An 18,136-nucleotide genomic window follows, 5' to 3' on the forward strand; every position below is an offset into this window, starting at 1 on the left:
AACATCTGAACACCTCCTGTCCTTCGGGACTCAGGATGAGAAAGAATCATAATAATAGTATCCTTTCTCCGTGTCCACTAAATCGGGGGAACTTCATGTAGATCTTAGTGGTAATGTGATTTGGGAAAAAAGCATTGGTAATCCAGTCTATTATGAGGGCATTTATTCCATAGATAAAACAACAGATGATGGCTATATATTAGCTGGCACTGTGGATTCGGTATCATGCAATAATCTGGATTATTATTTACTTAAGGTCGACTCCAATGGTAACATGGTGTGGAGCAAAAGGTACGGCGGACAGTATCAAGATAACCTTACCTCAGTACAAGAGACAAACGATGGCGGATATATTGCCGGAGGTACTACGAGGTCATTTGGCGCCGGATCAAAGGACATTCAAATCCTTAAGTTTAATAAATGTGGCGATACAACGTGGTCTCAGTTATATGGTGATGAATCCACGGATGAAGGTTGTGTCATTTTTCAGACTCTGGATAATGGGTATATAATTGCCGGCGGAGTTGCACATTCCCCTGGTGAACATATTGGCTCATTTGTAAAAAGGATGGGTGCTCAATCGACCTATCCCGAATTCAAATGCGGGGACGCCAATGGCGATTGTGCCATTAATTTATTGGATGCAACATATATATTAAACTATCTTTATTACAGCGGCCCGGCACCCAACCCCATCGGGGCCGCCGATGCCAATGGCAATGGCGCTGTTAATGTATTGGACGTAACATATTTAATAGATTATATATATAAGGGAGAGTCAGCCCCTGTCTGTCCCCCGGAATAATAAGATATTGTATACCAATAACATAAACACAATAATTAGTATCCCGGGGCGGATTATATATCCGTCCCGGCTTTCTTTACTTCGCTGAAATGATATCACAATGAGGGTTTTGGAAGCATAACCCATATTTCAGATGCTTACTTCATCCGCGCAGCAATAAAAGGGATTTCATAGAGATCGATAAGTTTATTGATAATAAAATCCGGCTTTTCTTTGGGGTAGCGGATTTTCTGGTCGCGGTGCGGGCCGACATTCAGCCGGATAGCCGTCATGCCGATCATCTTTGCCGGAACCATATCGTTATCCTGACGGTCACCGATCATGGCCGATTCTTCCGGGAGCGAGCCAAGATTCTCAAGTATTTTCAAAAACATCCTGACATCCGGCTTGGAATAACCGATCTCATCGGAGACCTTGACCGAATCAAAAAATCTGAGAATCCCATGGCTGTCCAGATAATCAAGCACCGTCTGCGGTTGATTGGCAGCAAATCCAAGTTTGAATTTGCCATGTAGTTTTCCCAGAATTTCGGCAATACCCGGCTGAAGCCGGTAATGATCGAACGGTTTGAAATTGTCGAACTCGGAGCGAAGCATATAGAAAGCGTCCTCGTTCGGTTTCACCAACTGCCAGATAACATAGGAAAACAGCGATGGCGCATAGCACTCGACCGCCTTCGCTTCATATTTTTTAATGGCGGCTTCGGAAACCGATTTGCCCTTTAATTCATTGATTCGTTTGCGGAGATATCCGTTCCAGGCGCGATGCGCCCCGGTTTCATCGATTATCGGCCAGCCGATGTCGAAAAGGATGGTGTTTATATCCGCCATGGTTTGCCAGCCTTATGCAGTCATGTTGAGATATTTCCGTGGGTGGCAGATCCTTCGAGGCTCAGGAGCCCTGTCAACATCTGCCCTCATTCCTTACCCATGCAGTCAGATCATTATATAAGCCAAAAGCCGCCGGGAAGGCGGCTTCTGACATCCACTATCTTCAAAAACTACTTATCGCGTTCGGCGGTCGCCTGCTGTTCTTTGATAGTCGCCTGCGCCGCAGCCAGCCGCGCAATCGGCACCCGGAAAGGTGAACAGGAGACATAATTCAGGCCGATTCGATGGCAGAATTCCACCGATTCGGGATCGCCGCCATGCTCGCCGCAGATTCCGACCTTAAGATCGGGATTGGTGGCACGGCCCCGTTCGGTACCCATTTTCACCAGTTCGCCGACCCCTTCCTGATCGATCGTGACAAACGGATCTTTCGGAAGGATGCCCTTCTCCTGGTAGTAGCGGAGAAACTTGCCGGCATCGTCACGCGAGAAACCCATCGCCATCTGGGTCATATCATTGGTGCCGAAACTGAAGAACTGCGCTTCCTTGGCAATCTGATCGGCGACAATGGCCGCCCGCGGAATCTCGATCATGGTTCCGACCAGATATTCCATCGATTTCAGCTTGTACTTCTTGATCACTTCATTGGCGATTCTCTCGACCACTTCTTTCTGATTTATGAACTCATTGACATGGCCGACAAGCGGAATCATTATTTCCGGGATTATTTTCTTCTTGGCCTTGGTAAGTTCGCAGGCGGCTTCCATAATCGCCCGGACCTGCATTTCGGTAATCTCCGGATAAACGATACCAAGACGGCAGCCGCGATGGCCCAGCATCGGGTTGACCTCTTTCAGTTCATCGATACGGCGAAGGATCTTCTTCTTTTTCGCCAGGAGCTCATCATAGTGTTCATCATACTTGTCGAGACTTTCAATCTCTGCTTTGATGGCGGCCTTATCCGGCAGAAATTCATGAAGCGGCGGATCCAAGGTTCTGATAGTGACCGGATATCCATCCATAACATCGAACAGACCCTTGAAATCTTTTTTCTGGAAGGGCAGCAGGTGGTCCAGGGCATCCTGGCGCTCCATGGTGGAATCGGCCAGAATCATTTCCTGCACTATCGGAAGCCTGTCCTCGGCGAAAAACATATGTTCGGTGCGGCACAGACCGATTCCCTCGGCGCCGTATTTAAGCGCCTGCTGGGCGTCATGGGGCGTGTCGGCATTGGTGCGGACCCGCAATTTGCGAACTTCATCGGCCCATGTCATAAACTCGGCAAAGGCTCCCGAGAGCTCCGGCTCGATGGTTGCCACTTCACCGATAATAACCTCACCGGTGGAACCATTGAGAGTAATGACCTCACCCTGCTTGATAATCAATTTACCGATCTGGAACTGCTTCTTGGCCTCGTTGACCCGCATCGCTTCACAGCCGGCGACACAGCATTTACCCATGCCCCGGGCCACCACCGCCGCATGTGAAGTCATGCCGCCGCGCGAGGTCAGAATACCGGTCGAGGCATGCATCCCCTCGATATCATCCGGGTTGGTTTCCTGACGAACCAGAATAGGCTTGACTTTGTTCTTGGTCGCCTTGACCACATCCTCGGAGTTGAAATAGACCGCTCCCGAAGACGCCCCCGGCGAAGCCGGCAAACCTTTGGCAATCACTTCATATTTGGCCGCGGGATCCAGCCGGCGATGAAGCAACTGATCGAGCTGGCTCGGATCAATGCGCATCAAAGCTTCCTGCTTCGTAATCAGCTTTTCCTTGACCATATCGACCGCTATCTGGAGCGCCGCCTGGACGGTTCTCTTGCCGGTCCGGGTCTGAAGCATATAAAGCTTGCCTTCCTGGATGGTAAACTCGAAATCCTGAACATCACGATAATGTTTTTCCAACCGGTCGGTAATCTCTTTGAGCTGCTTGTAAACACCGGGCATTTCATCCTTGAGGCTGGTAATCGGCTGCGGGGTGCGAATCCCGGCCACGACATCTTCGCCCTGCGCATTTATCAGATATTCACCGTAAAATTCCTTTTGGCCATTGGCGGGATTACGCGTAAATCCCACTCCGGTCCCGGAAGAATTACCCATATTGCCATAAACCATCGCCTGAATATTTACCGCCGTACCCAGGTCGCTGGGTATATTGTTGAGGCGGCGGTAACTGATGGCACGCGGATTGTTCCATGAGCGAAAGACGGCATCCCGGGACATCCGGAGTTGGACATAGGGATCATCGGGGAACGTTTCGCCTGTCTTGCGCTTGATGATCTGCTTGAATTTTTTGATAATATCGTTGAGATCCTCAACCTGGAGCGAAGAATCCTGCTTGATCTTTCTATCCTTTTTCTTGCTCTCGATGACACTCTCAAACTGAATTTTATCGATACCAAGAACGACATTGCCGAACATCTGGACAAATCGGCGGTAGTTATCACAGGCGAATCGCTCATCGCCGGTCTTGGCGGCCAGACCCTTTAGTGTGTCTTTATTCAGCCCCAGATTCAAAATCGTATCCATCATACCCGGCATGGAAAACTTGGCGCCCGAACGAACCGAAACCAGCAATGGATTTTCCGGATCGCCGAATTTGGCGCCGACGATTTTTTCTATCCTGCCCATATATTCTTCAAGTTCTTTATCAATATCCTCCGGAATTTTAAGATCACTCTCATAATAGAGTGTGCAAACTTCGGTGGTAATCGTAAATCCGGGCGGGACCGGCACTCCGATCTGGCTCATTTCGGCCAGTCCGGCTCCTTTGCCGCCAAGCAAATCGCGCATACTGGCGTCGCCGTCGGCCTTACCGGCTCCAAAGAAGTAGCAAGGTTTTTGTTGCAGCAGTTTTTTGGTCGATTTATCTTTGGGTGTTTTGGCGCTCGACTTGTCTGCTTTGCTTTTAGAGGTTACGGTTTTAGCCTTAGTTTTAGGCGTGGCTTTTTTCATACTCTTTTTTCCTGGTTTAGCTGTTTTCTTCGGTCCCCTTTTATCCTTTGTTTTTCCTGCTTTTTTCGTCGCTACCATTACCGATTTCCCCTCCTGTCCTTAAATTATGGACATAAATACATCAATTTTGAGTTATACGCAATAAAAAAAGGCGGCGTAAGTGAGAATTCTCACTTGCGCCGCCCAAGACTCGTTGGCAGCAAAACTACATTGTGAAAAGACGCTCACCGCTGATGATTTTCTCCAAAATCTTCAGCGTTTTCTCGACCGGCGCGTGCATAATATCAGAGGTATTAAAAGTCGAGCGAATCACCTCGCGTGGACAGACAAAATTCGCCTTGCCTCTCCCCCCCCGAGCTTTCTTCTTGTGAGTCAGATTATACTGCCGTTGATATTCCTTGGCTTTTTCCTTGTGCATTTGATAATAACGGCGCTGGTACTCACGACGTGCCTCGGGCGTGGAAAGCTTTCCTTTGCCTTTCCTCTTACTATTAGTTTTGGTGCCGGCAGAATTAGCTGTATTAGCCATCCCCTCCTCACTTTCAGCTAATGAAGTTATGTTACCCTAATTGAAAAAATAACTTATCGCTCGGCCCAACCTATCGACAGTGAAAAAATACCCAAAATGGCTTTACTTGTCAAGAGAAATTTAAATAATTTTTCGTAATTCTTTACAGGTCAGCATATTGCGATTTAATAAAATTTATTTTTTGTAATATACTATATTACGAAGACTTATGGCAAATGTTTGTAAAATAAAAGAGCCCCAATTGAATGGGGCTCTTTTTTGCCATATTTATTTCACATTATGTTTCGGTGACTCTTCCCCGACTATTAAAATAACTTACGATTTCAAAAATCGCCCAGATAATAAAAACGCCGAACACCAGGAACCAGAAAAGCATGAAGCCCCCCTTGCCGGCGCCCCATGCGACCGCCGTCCAGTCGTTGAGAATCTGGATGCGCTGCACAAAAAGAGAAATTCGGCCCATCACCGTATAGCCGAACGAAGCGCCGAAACCGATCATAAGAATCCAGATTCCGAAACTTGACACGATCTTGAATAATCCGGTGTGCTCCTTGGAAAAGAAGAAATAAAACAAGGCGGCCAGTGTCCCGAGGAATATTATTATACTGGCAATACCGGAAGTGGTGTCAAACACAGAACGACCCGCGAAGTTGCTCCAGTCAATAATGCCCCTCATGGCCGACAGCATTTGCTCAATCACTCTGGCCTGCATTTCGCGGGGAACGGCCATGCCGGCGGCGATACCCATGTACAGAGCAATCGGCCAGCGGCTGATCCAGGATCTTTTCCGGGAGAACCGGGTCCACATCATGATGCCCAGCGCGGCCGGTATCAGATACCAGAATTGCGAAGAATTCAGCCATAGAAAATACCAGTCGCCGTCATTGAGCCTGGCGAAAAGATTGGGAATCAAAATCTGGTGCCATAAAACCAGGGCAAAATACCCGGCCGAAACTCCGACCACCAGATGTTCCGCAAATTTGTAAAACGGATTGTCTTTGTACAGAAACGAGAAGGTGCATAATGTCAGAAATGCTCCTAATGTCGTCCATAAAAATGTACTCCATTCCATATATGATCACCTCCTATCTCAGTTTCCGTCGGTTGCGTGTTGCCAGATATCCCACATTACCCATCAGGATAAATAAAATAATCAGAATATGGGCAAAGACCTGAATTCTCATACCATCAATCGCGCGCCCGGGGTTGTCGCATAGTTTCTCAATCTGGGCCGACCCCAGAAGCCCGGCCGCAAGTCCGAAAATCTGGCCGGAACCAAGATATGGATACATATCGGCCCCCATAACTCCCGTAACCGCCAGGGCCAGAGGAACACCATAATTTCCGTGCCCGTAAGTGATCCACATTTCAGCCACATTGCCCGCCGCCATGTCCAGAACCAGCTTGCACTGATCGAAGTTCTTGACACCTTTCATCATCGGGATACTGTCGATCGGCGTGCTGTAATAATCGGTCGGAAACGGGACGCGAAAATCAAGACCCATGGCCTGGATAACCATGGCCGGATAGGGCTTGTATCCCAGGAAAACATAATCAATCCCGTTGACGATTTCTCTCCCTTTATAGAAGACATCATTATAGGTGGCATCATGACTGACCGAGTCGGTGATATCCTTAATCACCTGATCGACCATCCCCTGACCAAGATTGGAAAGGGTCCCGAAAATCACTTTTACTTTCTTGCGAAAACACATTTCCGCAATGACATAGGTGGTCGGGTGAAGTTCCGCCAGCGCATTGGGATCATAGTCAACCGACAAATAAATCATATCGCCCTCTTCCAGCGATTCGAATCTATTGTAGATTGTCTTGACTTCATTACTGATTGTAATCGGAACCGCGAAATCCCAGAGATATGTGATGACACATACTATCGCCAGAAAGAGGAAGACCCAGCGCCGATCGAGCGACATCATACGATCAAATATATTCATACTTCAATCCTCCTCAATCCTTGCCCAGGTAGGCTCGTTCGATTCCCAGAATCACCTTCAGGGCCGTGGCCACCATGCCGAGACCGACTCCGATAACAATGGCCCGTTTTGCGGCCAGGTTCGGAACATTGAGAAGCCACACCGAGAATTTTTCCATGATCGGCTGAAGTGGTCCCAGGAAGGGATTGAAACGGAGCATGATAACCAGCGCCGCAATTAACAGCAGGGTCGCCAGAAGAGACCTTGCCCGGAAGGCCCGATAGGCGGCCGATGCAATAAAGAAGGCCAGCAGTGAAAACATCGTGGCCTGAATCGGAATAACAATATGATTATAAAAATGCACGAACATATAATTGTCGGAACCCACCGGCGTCGAGAAATTCCGGAAATAATCGAAGCCGAAGAATGTCATAAAAAATAATCCGGCCAGAGTGACAATGGCATATTGCCAGTTGGGTTTCTTATATTTTACTTTATCCCAGGAGACTCTTATCAGCGACCAGATGCCCAGCGCCAGGGCAAAAACACCGATAATCATCATCCAGTCCATAAAGAATGCATTTACCCATTCGGACGCCTGATGCGGAATATAATACTGTATGATCATGGCGAATCCGAATACGAAAACCATCATTAATGGGAACTGTCTTTTCATCTTTGTCTGCCCTTCTTAACCTGTAACATGGAAAAATTCAGCAAAGCCCTGATAACCCAGCATCAATGATACAAGGCCGATTACAGTCAGGATTATTACGGCCGCTTTGGCATAATCCTGGGCCTTCAGCGAACCCAGCAGCAGGGGTTCCTTGCCAAGGTATGCCGACGCCGCGTAGAGTTCCTCGCCGATCAAAGTGTAGTCGCAGGCAACCACGAAAAACGGTATTTGCGAAATTTCATCGGTCCCTGAAATCTGGATCGAGCCGGCGACAACGCCGGTTTCGGCCAAAATCAGCGACTCGGCATAGAACTTACCCATATATAAATTTGTGGCCGGTCGTTCACGAAGCATCACGCCGTTGACGCCGGCGACATAGGCAAACTGCTGATTGGTCACGAAATAGACCATATCTTCATTAAAGGCGTCCGGGCGGCCCGCATCCAGATATGACGTGCGCACCGTTTCCTGCGCGACCGTCATAACGATCGGGTCATAGCACGGGACAATCAAACCTGTCTGGTACTCCGCCACTTTTTTGGCGACGCGCCCGAGAATCGTGTAGGACGCAATCGTGGCAATATCGGCGGCGGTTCCCAGCCCGAGGACATACAAAATCGGCTTGCCCATCTCAGTTGCCCGGCCGATGGCCTCATCGATCGCCTCGATGCCGGCCAGACGACGCACATACAGGTCGGCCCCGCCTTTGGCTCTGTTAATGAAGTATATGGTAAGGAACAGAAATCCGGCGACCATCAACAAAACCGGCAGTCTTTCCCAGTTGAACCATTGGCCGTACGATTGCACCGGCCCGAAAATCTCCGATTCCGAATAAACAGTACTGTCAATAGTCAAAGCCCGGACCTTATAATAATAATTTTGATAATCGGGCATATAATCATTATCGCCCTCATTTAGTGCCCCGGCATCCTTGTAACTGTTGACGCCGACCAACAGGCCGGAGCGGACGCTGAACGGTCCATCGGGGGTATCTGCCCGGTAAACCATATAGCCGACAAAATCTTTCCGACCCGCCTCCTCATCAGGAGACTCGTCCCAGATCAGATTGATCGCATGGCCATGGTCATCCGGAGCATCTTCCGCGGACAGACCCTTTACCGGAGCCGGCGGCGGTGCGACCTGGACCGTATCGGGCGTCTCCATGGTTCCGGGACTTTCCTGCGCAGAAGTTGTCGCCCATGCAATCATAAGAAGCATAGTGAAAACAACTATCATTTTTAGCTTCATAAAAGCCTCGTGCTGTTTATGTGAATTTAACTTATTAATCCCAACCAATCTTTGAATAGATATGTGAGGCGGCCGACCAGAAGGGAAACGCGTCCCATCACGGTATAGCCGAATGAGGCTCCAAAAGTTATCATTAACACCCATATTCCAACTTTCGAGGCAACTCCGAAAAACCCTTTATGCTCCTTCGAGAAAAAGAAGTAAATCAGGCCGCTGAAAACCCCGATAAAGATACCCCAGTTGGAAAGCGTCATAACAAGCTGACCGGTCGACGACAGTGAGAGATCGGAGAAAAACGGTCCGATTCCTTTCCAATCGACGAGCAGCGGCACGAATGTATTGCTGACCTGGCTGATAAAATCGGTTCTCAGATAACGAACCAAATTCAAACCGGCCGTGGTACCGACAATCCAGGCCAGGGCCCAGCGGGAAATCCAGCCAGCTTTTGAGGACAGTCTCATCAACAGCAAAATGCCAAGAATCAGCGGTACTATATAAAAAATGTTGAATCCCTTGTAGGGAACACCAAAAGTACTCGATAGGCTTTCCGATAAATTCGGAAGCATGTTGCCGACAATGGTTGACCAGAATCCGACACACATCCAGTAAGCTGCCGAAACACCGACAAATAAATTCTCCGCAAACTTATAATAAGGATTATCCTTGTAGAGAAATGAAAAGATGGCCAGAGTCAGAAATGCGGCCAGAGTTAAGAGGAAGGCATCGCGGACAGAAAACCATAACCCTGAATCCTCATCATGAATGGCAATACCCTTGATGATCCAACTGATCAGGAAAAAGGCGATGACAGCCGCCAGAATAATCTTACTAATCCGCTTCGAGTCAGCCATTTCAGCTCCGCTTCCGTTTCGATACAAAGTATGAAATATTTCCGATAACGATAAAGGCCATGACTATCAAATGGGCCAGGGTCTGGGGACCCATCATTTTAATTCCCGGTGTGGGTGATTTTTCGAATCGCTTATATACTTTTTTAAGCTGCGATTCATACTCGGCCGCACCTTTTATTCCGCCCAGAAGCCCCACCATCTGTTTGGGATAATACGGATACAGCAGCGGCGCCGATACGGCCGCGCAGCCTCCCGCCGTCGGTATATTACCCTGTGACCCGGCGAAAAGGATCCATTCTTTGACCCCGGGATAGCCGCCGCCGATAGAAATCAGAAGATCCATATCCTTGAGCGATCGAATGCCGTTGAATATCGCCAATGAGTCAAGATCCCTGCCGTCCACATCCGTCAAATACATTTTTCTGAAATCGGTGATGATGACATTCAGAACCCCGGTGCCGCCCGCCTTAAAGCCGATATTAATGTAGTCGACACCATAAACCTTGTCGGGAAAATCTTTTTTGACGACAGAATCAATGGCCGTCCCCGCCAGCGACTGCCCGGTTGCCCAGAGACACATGACATAAACCCTGTGCCCCTTGGCCAGAGCATGCCGCAAAAAGGCGTTCGACATCGGTTCAACTTCGGGAGCCATCGAAGGGCCGTAATCGTACGACAGCAGTATCTTCGATCCCGCGGGCAGATTTTCGATCTTATTAAAAACATCCATGACAATCGGAGTTGCTTTTTCGGAAAAAGTAATATTGAACAAAAGCGGCACCGATACCGACAAGCCGATAAACAGGAAAATTATCTGCCTCTCCACTTCTTTGCCGCGCAGGGATAAAATGAACAGCCAGAGCAATCCGATCGCTATGATAATCAATGATATGATCAAACCTATATTACTCATTGTCCGTCCCCAGATGTGTTCGTTCGACGCCGAGTATCAGCCGTAACGACATCGATACGACCCCCAGTGCAATACCGATCATAATGGCTCTCTGCCCGGCCAGGTTGGGCGAAGTCATAATCCAGATGGCCAGGTTGGGGATTTGCAGGATGGAAAATGATTCCGGGATCCAGGAAGTGGCATAGACACCAAGCGGCGTTCGGCCCAGCAGAATGATAAATGCCGCCACCAGAAGAATGGTGGCATCGCTGTTCTTGGCCCGGAAAGCGCGATACGACGCTGACGCGACATAGAAGGCCAGAAGGGCATACATGGTGGCGCCCAGCGGATTGAAAATCCAGTCGTACATCATCTGGAACATCGACCCGGGAGCCGCCACATCGGCGGTAATACCGCCGGGATTAAATAATTTGCCAAGTCCTGCCGCCAGCATAACAATGAAAGCGACAACCGTAACTATCGAAAAGCCCCAATCGGTTCTTTTCTTGAAAATCTTATCCGCATGAACACGTATCAAATTGCCGCCGCCGAGAAAGAAAGCAAAGACGGCGATAATATCGAAAAACAGCGAGAAATCCTCACCGAGCGTCTCGATCGGAGGAAAGAAAACCGACAGGACCAGCACGGTTCCGACAACAAAAGTAATGGCTAATGGTATCTGTTTTTTCAATCCAATCTCCGGCTTTCAATCATCAGCTTTGAACATTGAAAATTTTAATCATAAACTCATACAAATCCACGAAAATTTCTACACCCCAGGCACTGGCAATGGTCGCGGATAAGACGCCGATCAATATCGCCACCATCGCCAGGAACTTGCCCACATCCTGACCCTTAAGAGAACCAAGCTGTTTCGGCTCGTTGGATAGATAGGCCGAGGCCGCAAAAAGCTCCTCCCCGATCAAAGTATAGTCGCAGGCCGCCACAAAAAACGGCAGCTGCGCCGGCATGGCGGTTCCGGCGATCTGGATGGCCCCGATCGAATTGCCGGTTTCGGCAAGAATCAGCGATTCGGCAAAAAAGGCGCCGAGATAGAAACATGTCGCCGGCTTTTCTCTGACCATAATACCGTCAACCGCCGCTACATAGCCGAATTGCTCATCGGTAATATAACGAACCATGTCATCATTATAGGCATCCGGGCGGCCCGCCCCCATATAAGCTTCCTTGATGGTCTCGCGGGCGGTTGTCATCACGATCGAGCGCGATACCGGCATATTTATCTTTATATCATAATCGGCCACCACCTTGGCCACACGGCCGAGAATAGTGATACCGGCAATAGTCTGAACATCATCCATGTCATTGATGCCGGGAATAAATAGAATGGGACGGCCCATTTCGGTGGCCCGGCCAATGGCCTCATCGATCGCTTCAAGACCGGCGATCTTTCTGATAAACAGCTTCCGGCCGCGCTTGGCATGGGCTATGAAAAATGTGACCGAACCGGCTATCAGGAGACCGATAATAAAAAGATTCAGCAATCTAAAGTTAATGAATTCGGTGTTGGGAACAACCGGGTCGGACTCGGCGGAAAATATCTGACCGCCGCTATAATTGAGGCCGATTTTATAGACATAGGCAATACCGTTTTCGACCGACTTGTCCTTGAAGGAACTATCGCCGGGAAGAACCGCGCCAACCAGCGTAAACTCATCCGATCCGTCTGCCGCCCGATAAATATCATACCCCAGAATCCTGCCCGAAGCATCGTCATCCGGGGAAATTGTCCAGGACACTCCGGTATTGTCGCCGCGGTCATAATTAAAATCTTTGGCAATAACATTGGTCGGCGGCGCCGGTAAAAAAACTTCGTGAGATAAGGTATCTTCGGCGGCAGGTTCGGGTTCCTGTGCCGCAACGGGCAATGATAGAAGGGCAAAAAAAAGAAAAATAAAAATCGAAATCTTCTGTAATTTCATCACTTTGAATAAATCATCTTTCACTATTGGATCATTCCCAGCCAATCTCCAAAAATAAAATCCATCCGACCAATCAATAGCGACATACGACTCATAACCGTATAGCCAAATGATGCCCCGAAAGTTATCATTATGACCCAGATACCAATCTTGGCGGCACCGCCAAAGGCTCCCACATGCTCCTTGGAAAAATAAAAATATACCAGACCTGTAAAAGTGCCGACCACGACAACCAGATTGGCCACGATCGTACCAAAGGATGCCGAGAAAATCGACGCTCCGTAATGGGTGCTGAAAAAGGGCAGAATCGAACTCTGCACCTGAGCCATCACGTTGGAGGAGAAATAATTCATCAGATACAAACCGGCAATGGCGCCGACAATAAAGGCCAGCGGCCAGCGGGAAATCCACCCAATACTGGGGATCAGCCTTAAAATCATCATAAAACCAAGAATGGCTCCGACCAGCAGCATATAATCATGATTGACGGAGACACCGACATACAACTTTCCATACAGATTATCCCAGTATGAAACAACAAACCAATAGCCGGCCGATATCCCGACAAAGACCGCTTCGCTGAGTTTGTACCACGGGTTGTCTTTATAAAGAAATGATATTATTCCCAGTGTAAAAAAGGCCGCCAGCCAGGTCCCAAATAATTCCATATTATCTTACTCCGGTTTGTATCAAACCAAGCGCCTCATTTTTATTTCCTGCTTCTTTTCTCACCTAGAAAAAAGGCCGCATTACCAATAATGATAAAAGCGATAACAATAACATGTGCAAACGACTGGGAAACCATAAACTTGGTCCCTTTGCCGAGAACCCCGGTAACCTTCTCAAATTCCGCGGCCCCGTTCAAGCCACCCAGAAGACCAACCAATTGTCCCGATCTGATGTATGGATATACCTGAGGAGCCTGAACCGCGGTATTTCCCGCGCCAAGCTTAACACCAAAGCGGTCAACGCCAATTTGCACCCATTCAATCGTCCCCGGATAACCGGCGGACAAATTGAACGAAAAATCTATATTCGAAAAATTGGATATATTCTTGACAAGTTCCAGCGAATCATAGGGCGTTCCGTAATAATCGCTCTGAAACATACTCTTGAAACTGCCGCCCATGCGCTGAATGACAAATTCATTTCCGGTCTGGAAGCCGAGGTTGACATAATCCCGGCCATATTGAAGATTGAGCGCCTGGATATCCGGCGATTCCATGATTTTCTGGATGGCCAGTTCCGCCTGTTGCGGTCCCTGGGGCCAAAGCCCCATTATTATTACCTTAAGATCACGTTTAAAGCAAAGTCCGAAAAATGATTCAGCCATCGGTTGCAGCTCCGGCGCCGACGGCGGATCATAGTCCAGCGACACCAGCACTTTCGAGCCCGGCTTCAGATCCATGACGGTGTCATACAGCGCTTTCACCTCAGGCGAAAGCTCGATCTTCTGCTGGATGCTCATAAAGAAAGGCAGAACCACGGCGATACCGACAAAAAGGAAAACGACCCGACGCTCGTAAACTTTACCCTGAATGGTCCTGACCAGAATAAAAAGCAGGAACAGCGCAATCAAAACTATAATAATATATGAAACTGCCGTTGAAAATACGACCGGTTTGGGAATGACAAAGTAGAAGAACAATGTCAGAATTAGTACGCCCGCATATACCAGAAAATCCTTTTTCATTATTCACCTCCAAGATGCGCCCGCTCGATCCCAAGAATGATCCTGAGCGACGTGGAAACTATGCCCAGCGCAATACCGATCATGATGGCCCGCTGGCCGGCCCCGTTGATATAGTTCATTATCCAGGAAGCTACTTTTGACGGATATATGACTTCGGGAAGATGAAAAATTCCTGCAATTGCATCGCCGACCGGAACCCGGCCGATCATGACAAAGAAGGCCGCAACCAGGAGCAGAGTAGCCTCGAGATTTCTGGCCCGAAAGGCCCGATAGGAGGCCGACGCCACAAAAAAGGCCAGCAAGGCAAACATTGTGGCCGACAGCGGCGTGTATATCCACTGGTAAAGCCAGTCGAATTTGGTGCCAAAATCACGAAACCCCTCGCCTCCGGAAAATCCAATAAGCACTATCAGGGCAAATGATACAACGATCACGATCGAATAGCCCCAGTCGCGACTCTTACGGTAAACCTTATCGAAGGAAATTTTCAGCAAATTGAGCGCCCCGAGCCAAATGGCACAGGCGCCGATAATGGAGAACCAGTCTGAAAACCAGTTATTCAACTGATTGAAAGGATAGTGAGGAATAAAGTATTGAATCAGGAAAACGAATCCAACCACCGCAGTTATTATCATCGGAATTTCACGACGCATATGCCAGTCCTCTTATTCCTATTCGCCTATTACTCTAAAAAAGTTGGAGAATTGATATAAATTAAACGTCTCCAATATCACACCGATTATAATCGATAACAAAATGGCGGCTTTGGCCGCATCCTGCCCTTTGATGGAACCAAGAAGCCGGGGTTCGCGGCTGAGATAAGCCGACGCTGCAAAAAGCTCTTCGCCGATCAAAGTATAGTCACACGAGGCCACGAAAAAGGGCAATTGCGAGGGCTGCCCTGTTCCGGCTATCTGGATGGCGCCGATTGAGTTACCTGTTTCGGCCATAATCAGCGACTCGGCAAAAAAGGCGCCCATATAAAAAATCGTGGCCGGTTTATCGCGGACAATAATTCCATCTATCGCGGCCGCATATCCAAATTGATCATCGGTAATGTAATGAACCTGATCTTCATTGAAGGCATCCGGCCGACCCGCCTTGCTGTAAGATTCCTTGACGATTTCCTTCGCCGTAATCATAACCAGCGAACGACTGACCGGCACTTCGATCTGGGTCTCATACTCAGCCGCCAATTGGGCCACCCGGCCGAGAATGGCCACACCGGCAATAGTCTGGACATTATCCATATCATTGATGCCGGGTACGAACAAAATCTTCCGGCCCATTTCGGTGGCTCGGCCAACAGCCTCATCAACCGATTCCAGACCGGCGATTTTCCTGATATATAACTCCTGTCCCGATTTTGCCTTCTGTATAAAGAAAAATATCGCGACACAAACAAAAATGGTCCCGACAAAAACATTGATTCGCTCCATATTGAACCATTGGGCCGAAGACTTGACCGGACCGACCGGATCGGATTCGGAAAGCACCGACCAGATGACGCTGCCGCCACGTTTGAGCTCATTAACAGCGGCCACCCGATAAAAATATTCCACCCCGTCCTTGACGGCATTGTCAATAAATTCGACCTTGCCGGCAGGGACATCTCCCACCACCGTAAATGAATCGGCTCCGACTTCTGACCGCATAACGCGGTAGGCGGTAACCTTACCGTCCTCATGATCATCAACCGATATGTCCCAATCGATACGGATTGCACCGCCGCCGTCATTCGGCTGATCCTTAACAACAATATTTTTGGGAATAACCGGCATTACATCCGGCGGAACCTGAATCAGAGTATCAGCGGCGGCCTGTGATGAATCAATCATTTCCTGGGCCGACAAAGAAACTGTCGCCGCAAAAACCGCCAGCAGCGCCAGAATAGAAAATTTGAAAATATAAGATTTCATATTAAATCAAAAAGACCTCACAGTTATAGCTATTCGGTAACTCGGTGAGGCCTCCGTTTCTTTGTTTGAAGTTTTATATTTCTTCATATCCTTACTTGCAAACCGGCATAATCCATTGCAGCCGACTCACCCCGGTAGTTCAACAAATGAATCTAATTATATGCCACATCGATGTCAAGCCAAAAATCAAATGATCCGGTTATGGTTTTTTTGTTGAGAATCCATTGATTCCATTCGGGTACAATATCTTCCGCTTTCCGCTTGACAGATTCGGCCCCTTTGGTTAGTATTAAATAACAATTGAAGTTCGTCAATAATGAAAAGATCCCGGATGCCTTCGGCATTTTCCGGTATCTTCTATCCCAAAAAGGATTCATTATTGTCCGACGTTATTTATTTCTAAGTTATTTTAAGGAGTCCAGAGATGCAGGGTAGCAAGCTCTATGTGGGAAACCTTCGATATTCGACAACGGTCGAACAATTGACTGAACTGTTTTCAAATTATGGTGAGGTGAAACATGTCAATATTATCGAAGGCCGAGGCTTTGGATTCGTCGAAATGTCAAAGGCCGAGGAGGCCGAAAAAGCCATGGAAGCTCTTAATGGGTTCGATTTTAACGGGCGGACGATGCGTATCGATGAGGCCCGCCCACCGAGAAACGGCCCGCGACCCAGGCGTGATGAACGGAAATATTGAGTTTGATGCCGGGTAAATTTCTGATATGAGGGATTCTGTCGAGGTCTGCATAAGCAAAAGTTATCTTACTGCCATATGGTCGGTCCGGACCGGAAAAGCTTTCTTAAAATAAACTGGAGACGGTTGGTCACAGTCTTTATCCGTATCCTTGAAATTGAATGGAGTTGGGTTGGCCTTCATTTCCCGGATTGACGAATATCCAAAGTCCGTTCAATCAGCAGAATTGTGCAAGATTATCAATTGTTGATATATCGGATCAGAAAGGAATCGAGTCCCTGGGTGTATTTACCGGGAATATCAATAATCGCCCGATTATGACCTCCCGATATTTCGAGAAACTCCTTGGGCTGTCCGGCAGCCTCATATAAACGTCGGCCGTGGCTGTAAGGAACCAATTCATCATCAGTCGAATGAATGATCAATACGGGGCATTTTACCCTGCGGATATAATCGATCGTTCCATAATGAAAACGCCCGAGCAGTCTCACCGGCATATAGGGATATAATTTCGAGGCCATATCCTCGATCGAAGTGAAGGCCGATTCTACTATGAGCGCCCGGGGATTGGTTTCGGAAGCCAGCCGGGCCGCCGCCGCCCCTCCAAATGATCGTCCGAATATTACGATTTTATCCGGGGCGTATTGTTTTTCGCGTACCAGCCACTGCCAGGCGGCCGTAGCATCAAGGTGCGTTCCCTCTTCGGTCGGCTTGCCTCCGCTGCGGCCATAACCGCGATAGTCAAAAATAAAGACGCTCAATCCGAGTCGATTAAACAATTGAATTGATTCCAGCCGATGCGAAATGTTGCCGGCATTGCCATGGCAGAACAGAAGAACCGCCCGTTCATTTTCGGCCGGGATAAACCAGCCGTTTAGCGTGACGCTGTCGGATGCTACAAAATCGACATTTTCAAATTCCAGGCCGATATTGCCGGGATCGGCTTCGATTTTGGCGGTAGGAATATATATAAATCGGGATTGCATTATATATAGCATGATTGCGAAAACGATATAACCTCCGGCTGCAATCGCCGCAATTGTGCCTGTCAAATGCCACATTCTAAAACTTCTCTTCATCTTTCATTGCAATCAGTCTGAATCCGGTTTGAACGACATATGATTATTCTGTAAACCGGGTCAAATGAACAGTATCATCAGAAATG

General features: G+C 48.3%; 18 protein-coding genes and 1 pseudogene. 2 read left to right on the forward strand and 17 right to left on the reverse strand.

Going from position 1 to position 18,136, the window contains the following annotated elements:
* The first annotated feature begins 115 nt into the window (after positions 1–115).
* A complete protein-coding gene (locus CVT49_10605) occupies positions 116–805 on the forward strand; it encodes a hypothetical protein (GenBank protein PKK82988.1) in 690 nt (229 codons plus the stop codon).
* 137 nt (positions 806–942) lie between these two features.
* On the opposite strand, the gene CVT49_10610 is transcribed toward CVT49_10605, so the two are convergent.
* From CVT49_10610 to CVT49_10685, 16 genes and pseudogenes are all read right to left on the reverse strand, one after another.
* The gene (locus CVT49_10610; protein ID PKK82989.1) at positions 943–1,635 is read right to left on the reverse strand and encodes a hypothetical protein; all 693 of its coding nucleotides are present in this window, start codon (positions 1,633–1,635) and stop codon (positions 943–945) included.
* Positions 1,636–1,805: 170 nt separating this feature from the next.
* Positions 1,806–4,592 (reverse strand): pyruvate, phosphate dikinase, encoded by a 2,787-nt coding sequence (locus CVT49_10615; protein ID PKK82990.1) that lies wholly within the window; start codon positions 4,590–4,592, stop codon positions 1,806–1,808.
* Between the two features lie 205 nt (positions 4,593–4,797).
* On the reverse strand, positions 4,798–5,121 hold the full coding sequence (locus tag CVT49_10620) for a hypothetical protein (protein ID PKK82991.1): 324 nt from the start codon (positions 5,119–5,121) through the stop codon (positions 4,798–4,800).
* 421 nt (positions 5,122–5,542) lie between these two features.
* Positions 5,543–6,193 (reverse strand): annotated as a pseudogene (locus CVT49_10625) (hypothetical protein).
* Positions 6,194–6,206: 13 nt separating this feature from the next.
* A complete protein-coding gene (locus CVT49_10630) occupies positions 6,207–7,076 on the reverse strand; it encodes a hypothetical protein (GenBank protein PKK82992.1) in 870 nt (289 codons plus the stop codon).
* Positions 7,077–7,089: 13 nt separating this feature from the next.
* The gene (locus tag CVT49_10635; protein PKK82993.1) at positions 7,090–7,731 is read right to left on the reverse strand and encodes a hypothetical protein; all 642 of its coding nucleotides are present in this window, start codon (positions 7,729–7,731) and stop codon (positions 7,090–7,092) included.
* Between the two features lie 15 nt (positions 7,732–7,746).
* Complete coding sequence (locus CVT49_10640) at positions 7,747–8,979, reverse strand: hypothetical protein (protein ID PKK82994.1); 1,233 nt, start codon at positions 8,977–8,979, stop codon at positions 7,747–7,749.
* Between the two features lie 26 nt (positions 8,980–9,005).
* On the reverse strand, positions 9,006–9,743 hold the full coding sequence (locus CVT49_10645) for a hypothetical protein (protein PKK83034.1): 738 nt from the start codon (positions 9,741–9,743) through the stop codon (positions 9,006–9,008).
* Positions 9,744–9,831: 88 nt separating this feature from the next.
* Complete coding sequence (locus CVT49_10650; protein ID PKK82995.1) at positions 9,832–10,743, reverse strand: hypothetical protein; 912 nt, start codon at positions 10,741–10,743, stop codon at positions 9,832–9,834.
* Positions 10,736–11,413 carry a hypothetical protein gene (locus CVT49_10655; GenBank protein ID PKK82996.1) on the reverse strand — a complete coding sequence of 226 codons (678 nt, stop codon included), beginning with the start codon at positions 11,411–11,413 and terminating at the stop codon, positions 10,736–10,738. Before CVT49_10655 ends, CVT49_10650 begins: the two co-directional genes overlap by 8 nt.
* Positions 11,414–11,435: 22 nt before the next feature.
* Positions 11,436–12,689: a hypothetical protein gene (locus CVT49_10660; GenBank protein PKK82997.1), complete on the reverse strand. Its 1,254-nt coding sequence runs from the start codon at positions 12,687–12,689 to the stop codon at positions 11,436–11,438.
* Positions 12,689–13,333, reverse strand: coding sequence for a hypothetical protein (locus CVT49_10665; protein ID PKK82998.1), 645 nt, complete (start codon positions 13,331–13,333; stop codon positions 12,689–12,691). Before CVT49_10665 ends, CVT49_10660 begins: the two co-directional genes overlap by 1 nt.
* 41 nt (positions 13,334–13,374) lie before the next feature.
* Positions 13,375–14,358, reverse strand: coding sequence for a hypothetical protein (locus CVT49_10670; GenBank protein PKK82999.1), 984 nt, complete (start codon positions 14,356–14,358; stop codon positions 13,375–13,377).
* A complete protein-coding gene (locus CVT49_10675; GenBank protein ID PKK83000.1) occupies positions 14,358–15,011 on the reverse strand; it encodes a hypothetical protein in 654 nt (217 codons plus the stop codon). The genes CVT49_10670 and CVT49_10675 overlap by 1 nt, the downstream gene beginning before the upstream one ends.
* An 18-nt stretch (positions 15,012–15,029) precedes the next feature.
* Positions 15,030–16,277 carry a hypothetical protein gene (locus CVT49_10680; protein ID PKK83001.1) on the reverse strand — a complete coding sequence of 416 codons (1,248 nt, stop codon included), beginning with the start codon at positions 16,275–16,277 and terminating at the stop codon, positions 15,030–15,032.
* 152 nt (positions 16,278–16,429) lie between these two features.
* Complete coding sequence (locus CVT49_10685; GenBank protein ID PKK83002.1) at positions 16,430–16,621, reverse strand: hypothetical protein; 192 nt, start codon at positions 16,619–16,621, stop codon at positions 16,430–16,432.
* An 80-nt stretch (positions 16,622–16,701) separates the two neighbouring features.
* Between CVT49_10685 and CVT49_10690 the strand changes: the two genes are divergently transcribed.
* Positions 16,702–16,974: an RNA-binding protein gene (locus CVT49_10690; GenBank protein ID PKK83003.1), complete on the forward strand. Its 273-nt coding sequence runs from the start codon at positions 16,702–16,704 to the stop codon at positions 16,972–16,974.
* A gap of 236 nt (positions 16,975–17,210) precedes the next feature.
* On the opposite strand, the gene CVT49_10695 is transcribed toward CVT49_10690, so the two are convergent.
* Positions 17,211–18,050, reverse strand: a complete 840-nt coding sequence (locus CVT49_10695; GenBank protein PKK83004.1) for an alpha/beta hydrolase — start codon at positions 18,048–18,050, stop codon at positions 17,211–17,213.
* Positions 18,051–18,136 lie beyond the last annotated feature (86 nt).

This window comes from candidate division Zixibacteria bacterium HGW-Zixibacteria-1, from assembly GCA_002838945.1.
GTDB lineage: Bacteria > Zixibacteria > MSB-5A5 > GN15 > PGXB01 > PGXB01.